This window comes from uncultured Amaricoccus sp., assembly GCF_937858865.1.
In the GTDB taxonomy this organism is placed as follows: Bacteria; Pseudomonadota; Alphaproteobacteria; order Rhodobacterales; family Rhodobacteraceae; genus Amaricoccus.
In genome coordinates this window covers 1-6,625 of record NZ_CALLYO010000427.1, presented here as the reverse complement: position 1 = coordinate 6,625, position 6,625 = coordinate 1, and the positions used below count along the sequence as shown (strand labels likewise).

Below are 6,625 nucleotides of genomic sequence, written 5' to 3'. Positions count from 1 at the left end.
GCCTGCTCGGCGAGGTCGGCGGCGCGGCCGTCCCAGAACTGGGCGATGTTGAAGACCGAGTTGAAGACGGTCGGCGAGTTGCGCGGGCCCTTCTGCCAGCCGTGGCCGATCGAGGTCTCGAGCGCGTCGACCCCGCCCATGCCGACGTTGTGGCAGGAGTTGCAGGAGAAGACGTTCGAGCGCGACAGCCGCGGATCGAAGAAGAGCATGGCCCCGAGATCGACCCGGGCGCGGGTCATCACGTTGCCGTTCAGCTCGGGCGGGTTGAGCGGGATGGTCTCGAAGAAGTCCTTCGCCGTCGCGCGCAGCTCGGCGTCGTCGGCAAGGGCCGGCAGCGCGAGAGCGATTGCGGCGATGGCTGGAAGGGACGCGAGTGTGCGAAGCACCGGAGCCTCCTCTTGCTGTGAATGACGGGTACGTGGTTGGCATGCCCCTGCGGCGTCAATGGGGGAGGGGCCGCGATGCCGTCGCCGCCGATTCCCGCCGCACGCCGCGCCGTGCACCGGCCGGGCGTCGTGCCTGACGATATGACGAAGCCGGCCGGTCATTGCCCTTCCCGAACGTGTGCGCCTTCCGGATACGGCGCCGCGCACGGTCCCTGCATTGATCCGTATCAAGCGGCCGCTCCGGCGGGTGCCCCTCGCGCGGGCGGGTCAGTTCTCGCGGGCGCGGGGCAGGTCGACCACGGCGGCCGGCTCGGGCGGGCTGTCGGCGAAGTCGATCGCCTCGAGCCGGCGCGAGCGGGCGCCGGCCTTGTCGGCGGAGATGCGGATCTCCTCGAGGTCCTTCTGCGCCTGGGAGAAGTGGCGGTCGAGGTTGCCGACGCGCGAGGAGAGCCGCTCCACGTCGCGGTGCAGCAGGCCGAGCTCGCGGCGGATGGCGTGCGCCTCGGCACGCAGGCGCGCGTCCTTGAGGACGGCGCGCAGCGTGTGGAGGGTGGCCATGCAGGTCGTCGGCGAGACGATCCAGACCCGGAGGTCGAACCCTTCGCGCACCAGGTCGCCGAAGTTCGCGTGCAGCTCGGCATAGACCGCCTCGGAGGGCAGGAACATCAGCGCGCCCTCGGCGGTCTCGCCCTCGATCACGTACTTCTCGGCGATGGCGCGCATGTGGGCGCGGACGGCGCCGCGCATCATGCGCTGGGCGGCCTGGGTGTCCTGCGGGGTCTTGGCGGCGCGCAGCGCCTCGTAGGCCTCGAGCGGGAACTTGGCGTCGATGACGATCGGGCCGGGCGGCTGCGGCAGCTCGATCAGGCAGTCGGCGCGGGTTCCGTTCGAGAGGGTGGCCTGGAAGGTGACGACGTTGGGCGGCAGGGCGCGGGTGACGATCTCGCGCAGCTGGATCTCGCCGAAGGCGCCGCGGGTCTGCTTGTTGGAGAGGATGTCCTGCAGGCCGAGGACGTCGCCGGAGAGCTTCTCGATCTTGGTCTGCGCCCGGTCGATGGTCTCGAGCCGCTGCTGCAGGTCGCCGAGCGAGCGGGCGGTCCTGAGCGCGCTGGTGTTGAGGCTCTCGCCCATGGCCTGGGTGACGGCGGCGAGGCGGGCCTCGAGCGACTGGGCGAGGCGGGCCTGCGCCGCCGCCTGCGCCTCGGCGACGTGGGTGACGCCGCCGTGCAGCTGCTGCTGGCCGTCGTTGAGGGCGCGGACGGCGCCGTCGAGGTCGGCGAGGTGGCGGGCGAGCGGCTCGACCGCCCGCCCCTGGCGGCGGACGGCCTGGAGGAGGACGAGAAAGAGCGCGAGCGCCGCCGCCGCGGCCCAGAGCCGCGGGTCGTCGAGGGCGATCTGGAGCTGGCCGACCGTGATCATCACCTGATCATCACCTGACCATCACCGGCGCCCGAAGAGCCGCTCGATGTCGGCGAGCCTCAGCTCGACGTAGGTCGGGCGGCCGTGGTTGCACTGGCCGGAGTGCGGGGTCGCCTCCATGGCGCGGAGGAGCGCGTTCATCTCCTCCGCCCGCATCTGCCGGCCGGCGCGCACCGAGCCGTGGCAGGCCATGCTGGAGAGGACGGCGTCGATCCGGGCCTCGAGGCCGCGGCCCTCGTCCGCCGCCAGCGCGTCGGCGACGTCGCGCAGCAGCCGGGCGCCGTCGACCTCGCCGAGGAGCGCCGGGGTCTCGCGCAGGCAGACGGCCGTGCCGCCGAAGGGCTCGAGCGCGAGCCCGAGGCGGGCGAGCTCGGGGGCGGCGTCGAGGAGGCGGGCCGCGGCGGCGGCGTCGAGCTCCACCACCTCGGGGATGAGCAGGAGCTGGCCGGGGACGCCGCTGGCCGCGCGGGCCGCCTTCAGGCGCTCGTAGACCAGGCGCTCGTGGGCGGCGTGCTGGTCGACGATGACGATGCCGTCGGCGGTCTGGGCGATGACGTAGGTCTCGTGCACCTGCGCCCGGGCGACGCCGAGCGGCAGGCCGGCCGGGTCCTGCCCGGGCTCGGGCTCCACGCGCGCGGCGGCCCAGCCGGCGGCCGCTTCGGCGAAGCCGGGCTCGGGAGCGCGCGCCGGGGCCCAGAGGGCGCGCTCGACGGCGGGCGGGAGCGGCTGCGGAGCGCGGAAGGCGCCGAGCATGGCGCCGCCGGTGGTGCCGGCGCCGCGGTGGCCGGCGCCGGCGAGCGCCTGGCGCAGCGCGCCGACGACGAGGCCGCGCACCAGGCCCGGGTCGCGGAAGCGGACCTCGGCCTTGGCCGGATGGACGTTCACGTCGACGACGGCCGGCTCGCAGCTGAGGAAGAGCGCGGCGGCCGGGTGGCGGTCGCGGGCGAGGAGGTCGGCATAGGCGGCGCGCAGCGCGCCGAGCAGCAGCTTGTCCCGCACCGGCCGGCCGTTGACGAAGAGGTGCTGCGCCACCGCCGCCCCGCGGGAGAAGGTCGGGAGCGCGGCGAAGCCGCCGAGGTGCAGCCCGTCGCGCTCGGCGTCGATGGCCAGCGCATTGGCGAGGAAGTCGGGGCCGAGCAGCGCCCGCAGCCGCGGGCCGAGGCCGGCGAAGAGCTCGCCCGGCTCGGGGTCGAGGCGGAGGAGCTCGCGCGGGGCCTCGGGGTCGCTGCGGTCGGTGAGGGTGAAGGCGACGCCGGGCGCCGCCATGGCGAGGCGCCGGACGGTCTCGCCGATCGCCTGCGCCTCGGCGCGGTCGCTGCGCAGGAACTTGAGCCGGGCGGGGGTGGCGCTGAACAGGCCCTCGAGCTCCACCACCGTCCCGCGCCCGAGCGAGGCCGGCCGCAGCCCCGACGCCGCGCCGGCGCGGACGGTGACCGAGGCGGCCTCCCCCGCCCCGGCGGCGCGGGAGGTGACGGTGAGGCGGCCGACGGCGCCGAGCGAGGGCAGCGCCTCGCCGCGGAAGCCGAAGGTCAGTATGCGGGTGAGGTCGGTGCCGTCGATCTTCGAGGTGGCGTGGCGGTCGAGGGCGAGCAGCAGCTCGTCCGCCGGGATGCCGTGGCCGTCGTCCTGCACCCGGAGGAGCCGCTTGCCGCCGTCGGCATAGGCGACCTCGATGCGCCGCGCCCCGGCGTCGAGGGCGTTCTCGATCAGCTCCTTCACCGCCGAGGCCGGGCGCTCCACCACCTCGCCCGCCGCGATGCGGTTCGCCGCGGCGGCGTCGAGCTGGCGGATCGGGCGGCGTATCTTGGGGGCCTCGACGTTCATACCCCAAGGTCTAGCACCGCGACGGCCGCCGCGCCACCGGTTAATGGTTAATTCGCCGCCGCGAGCCCCTCCGGCCGGCCGACGATGACGAAGGTGAGCGCCTCGGGGCGGAGGATGCGGCGGGCGACGCGGGCCACGTCCTCGACGGTCACCGCCTCGACGAGGGCGTTGCGCTCGTTGACATACTCCGGCCCGAGTCCGGCGACCTGGAGCCCGAGCAGCTCCCCGGCGATCTGCCCGTTGCCGTCGAAGCGCAGCGGATAGGCGCCGGTCAGGTAGCGCTTCGCCGCCTCGAGCTCCTCGGGCGAGACGCCCTGCTCGGCCATGCGCCGCCATTCCGCCCGCACGAGGTCGATCGCCTCGCCGGCGCGGGCGTTGGCGGTCGAGAAGCCGCCCATGTAGAGCCAGCCGAAGTCGCCGGAAGCGAGCCAGGTGCTGATGCCGTAGGTCAGCCCGCGCTTGTCGCGCACCTCCTGCATCAGCCGCGAGCCGAAGCCGCCGCCGCCGAGCATGTGGTCCATGACGTAGGCGGGGATGAAGTCCGGGTCGCTCCGGGCGATGCCGGGCTGGCCGAAGAGCACGACCGACTGCGGGATGTCGAAGTCGATCACCCGCGTCGTGCCGGGGGTGTGCGGCTCGGCGACCGGCGGCAGCGGCGGGCCGGCGGCGGGCAGGCCGCCGAAGACCTGGTCGAGCAGCGGCCCGAGCTCGCCCGCGCTGATGTCGCCGACCACGGCGAGCCGCAGCCGGTCCCGGGCCAGCGTCGCCTCGCGCGCGGCGCCGAGGTCGGCGAGGTCGAGCCCGGCGATGCTCTCCACCGTGCCGTCGGTCGGCGCGGCGTAGGGATGGCCGGGGAAGGCGTCGCCGTAGAAGGCGCGGCCGGCGATGGCGTTGGGATCGCTCTCGGCATCGCGCGCGGCGGAGAGCAGCTGCTGGCGCACCCGCTCCACCGCCTCGGGGTCGAAGCGCGGCTCGAGGAGCGCGCTCCGGAGGAGCTCGAGCGCCGCGTCGCGGTTCTCGGTCAGCATGCGCGCCGAGACGGCGACGGAATCGCTGCCCGCGCGGATGCCGATCCCCGCCGCCAGCGCCTCGGTCGCCTCGGCGAAGGCGGTCGCGTCGCGCTCGCCGGCCCCCTCGGTGAGCAGGGCCGCCATCATGCGCGCCGCGCCGGCCTTGCCCGGCGGGTCGAGCGCCGCCCCGCCCTGGAAGCTCGCCTCGATGTTGAGCATCGGCAGCGAATGCTCCTCGTAGAGCCAGGCGGTGATGCCGCCGGGAGAGGTGACGCGCTGGATCTCGATCTCCGCCGCCGCCGGCCCGGCCAGCCCGAGCGCGACGAGGGCGGCCGCCGCCAGCCGCCTCACCGGACGGCTCCCGGCAGGTCGCCGCCGGCATCGGCAGCGGGGGCGGCAGCGGGCGCGGCAGCAGGCGCGGGCAGGTCCGCCGCCACGCCGGTCAGCCACCCGGTCACCGAGGCTTCCGGCCGGAACAGGGCCTTCGCCGCCGCCTGGACGTCGGCCGGGGTCACCGCCTGCAGCGCATCGGGCCAGGCGCCGACGTCCTCGAGCGTCAGGCCGCTGGCGAGCGCGGCGCCGATCCGGTGCGCCCGGCCCTGCCGGCGGTCGAGGGCATAGGTCTCCTCGGCGCGCATCTGCAGCTTGAGCCGCGCCAGGTCGTCGGGGTCCGGGCCCCGGTCGACGAAGCGGGCGAGCAGCGCGTCGAGCTCCGCCTCGGCCCGCGCGAGCCCGACCCCGGGCCGCGGCACGACGTAGAGCCCGAAGCTCTGGGTGTCGACGCCGATGGCGGAATAGTCCGCCCCGGCGTCGAGCGCGATCCCGTCGCCCATCACCAGCTCGCGGGCCATGACCGAGGTCGCCTCCGATCCGCCGAGCAGCTCGGCGAGCACGCTCAGCGCCGCCGCCCGCGCCTGGTCGCCCGCCCGGCGCGGCGGCGCGAGGTAGCTCCGCACGACGTAGGGCTCGCTCACGCGCGCATCCTGCATCGTCACCCGCCGCGCCGCCACCGCCGGCGGCTCCTGCGGCCGCTCGCGCGGCGCGATCGCCGGCGAGGCCGGGATCGGCCCGAAATGCGCTTCGGCCAGCCGCTCCACCTCCTCCGGCGCCACGTCGCCGGCCACGACGAGGATGGCGTTGTTGGGGGCATAGTGCCGGCGGTAGAAGTCCATCGCCGCCGCGCGGGTGAGGGCGGCGATCTCCTGCGGCCAGCCGATCACCGGCCGGCCGTAGGGGGAATTCACGTAGAGCGCCGCGCCCATCTGCTCGATGAAGAGCCCGTCCGGCCGGTTCTCCGCCCGCTGCCGGCGCTCCTCGGCGACGACGTCGCGCTCGGAGAGGACGGTCGCCTCGCCCGGGTCGAGCCCGGTCATCCGGTCGGCCTCCATCCCCATCACCAGGTCGAGCCTATCGGCGGCGATGGTCTGGAAGTAGGCGGTATGGTCGGCCGAGGTATAGGCGTTCTCCTCGCCGCCGTTCTCCGCCACCACGCGGCTGAACTCGCCGTCGCCGAGCGTCGCGGTGCCCTTGAACATCAGGTGCTCGAGGAAGTGCGCGAGGCCGGAATGGCCGGCCGGATCGTCGGCGCCGCCGACCCGGTACCAGACCATGTTGGTGACGACCGGCGCCCGGTGGTCCTCGATCACCACGCCGACGAGCCCGTTCGGCAGCGTGAAGCTCGTGACCCCGTCGAGCGGCGCCGCCGCCAGCACGCCGGGGAGGAAGAGGAAGGCCACCGCGCCCGCAAGGCGCGACAGGATTGCAGGCATGTCTCTCTCCGCCAGCGGACCGCCCGCATCGTGGCCGGCTCCACGGTCCGGCGCAACCGAGGGGCACGCAGGCGTGATCGGCCGGCGTTCCCGATCGCCCCTGGCATGGCCCGCCCGGGCCACCTGAAAGGTTGCGGGAGGGCCTTCACGAAGTTTTAACCCGGCGAATCCCTTCAGGATCAAAGGGATACCTATGGTTTCGCGCGCGAAATCCTCT

General features: G+C 74.8%; 5 protein-coding genes. All 5 read right to left on the bottom strand.

Translation table 11 applies throughout. The features are described from left to right. A partial coding sequence (locus tag Q0112_RS12600) for a cytochrome-c peroxidase (protein ID WP_297975832.1) occupies window positions 1-386 on the bottom strand: 386 nt, incomplete at its 3' end. A 267-nt stretch (window positions 387-653) separates the two neighbouring features. Next, window positions 654-1,805: a DNA recombination protein RmuC gene (locus Q0112_RS12595; RefSeq protein ID WP_297975833.1), complete on the bottom strand. Its 1,152-nt coding sequence runs from the start codon at window positions 1,803-1,805 to the stop codon at window positions 654-656. Between the two features lie 21 nt (window positions 1,806-1,826). Further along, a complete protein-coding gene (gene mutL, locus Q0112_RS12590; protein ID WP_297975831.1) occupies window positions 1,827-3,629 on the bottom strand; it encodes a DNA mismatch repair endonuclease MutL in 1,803 nt (600 codons plus the stop codon). A 47-nt stretch (window positions 3,630-3,676) separates the two neighbouring features. Continuing rightward, window positions 3,677-4,990, bottom strand: coding sequence for a pitrilysin family protein (locus Q0112_RS12585; RefSeq protein ID WP_297975830.1), 1,314 nt, complete (start codon window positions 4,988-4,990; stop codon window positions 3,677-3,679). After that, a complete protein-coding gene (locus Q0112_RS12580; RefSeq protein WP_297975829.1) occupies window positions 4,987-6,408 on the bottom strand; it encodes a pitrilysin family protein in 1,422 nt (473 codons plus the stop codon). Before Q0112_RS12580 ends, Q0112_RS12585 begins: the two co-directional genes overlap by 4 nt. Window positions 6,409-6,625: the final 217 nt, after the last annotated feature.

Bases quoted from the DNA above. Each gene is read 5' to 3' on its own strand.
- Q0112_RS12595 (WP_297975833.1), bottom strand. From the start codon at position 1,805: ATGATCACGGTCGGCCAGCTCCAGATCGCCCTCGACGACCCGCGGCTC.
- Q0112_RS12580 (WP_297975829.1), bottom strand. From the start codon at position 6,408: ATGCCTGCAATCCTGTCGCGCCTTGCGGGCGCGGTGGCCTTCCTCTTC.
- mutL (WP_297975831.1), bottom strand. From the start codon at position 3,629: ATGAACGTCGAGGCCCCCAAGATACGCCGCCCGATCCGCCAGCTCGAC.